Origin of the sequence: Achromobacter sp. 2789STDY5608621 (assembly GCF_001299375.1) — a bacterium.
In the GTDB taxonomy this organism is placed as follows: domain Bacteria; phylum Pseudomonadota; class Gammaproteobacteria; order Burkholderiales; family Burkholderiaceae_B; genus Achromobacter; species Achromobacter insuavis.
Window position 1 is genome coordinate 48,390 of the sequence record NZ_CYTU01000012.1, and the last position, 777, is coordinate 49,166.

Consider the following 777-nt stretch of genomic DNA (forward strand, 5'->3'; position numbering starts at 1 on the left):
TCAGGTAGGTGACGATGGCCTTCAGGTCGCTGGCCGGCAATTCGGCCAGCCCATGGATCACGGGCGCCATGGGGCCCGCGGCCACGCCATGGCGCGGCGAATAGCCGGTGCGCAGGTACTGGAACAGTTCCTCGCCCGACCAGGCCCGCTCGCCCGTGGCGAGCTGGTTCAGCGCCGGCGCGTTCCAGCCCTCGGCCTGGCCGCCGGCCAGGTAGGCCAGGCCGCCCTTCTCCGCGCCCAGCGCGTTGCGCGGCGAATGGCAGGCGGCGCAGTGGCCCACGCCTTCCACCAGATACGCGCCGCGGTTCCATTCGGCGTCCTGCGACGGATCCGGCGTGAACGGCTTGGGATCGTGGAACAGCAGGTTCCAGCCGGCCAGCAGCGGCCGCAGGTTGAACGGGAAGCCCAGTTCGGTGCGCGGCGGCGTCGCGGCCACCGCGGGCTGCGACATCAGGTAGCCGTACAGCGCCTGCAGGTCGGCGTCGCTGAGCTTGGCATAGGCCGTGTAGGGAAACGCCGGATACAGCTGGCGGCCGTCCTGGTGGATGCCCTGGCGCATGGCGCGTTCGAAGGCCGCGTATGACCAGCGGCCGATGCCGGTCTGCGCATCCGGGGTGATGTTGGTGGAATAGATGACGCCGAACGGCGTCTCCAGCGCCAGGCCGCCGGCGTTGCGGGCGCCGCCCGGCGCGGTGTGGCAGGCCACGCAGTCGCCGGCGGCGGCCACCAGCCGGCCACGCTCGATCGCCTGCGTCGAATACAAAGAAGCGTCGGGCC

General features: G+C 71.6%; 1 protein-coding gene. It reads right to left on the reverse strand.

What is annotated here, in order from left to right:
* A partial coding sequence (locus tag AOZ53_RS14070) for a c-type cytochrome (RefSeq protein ID WP_156333395.1) occupies window positions 1-777 on the reverse strand: 777 nt, incomplete at both ends.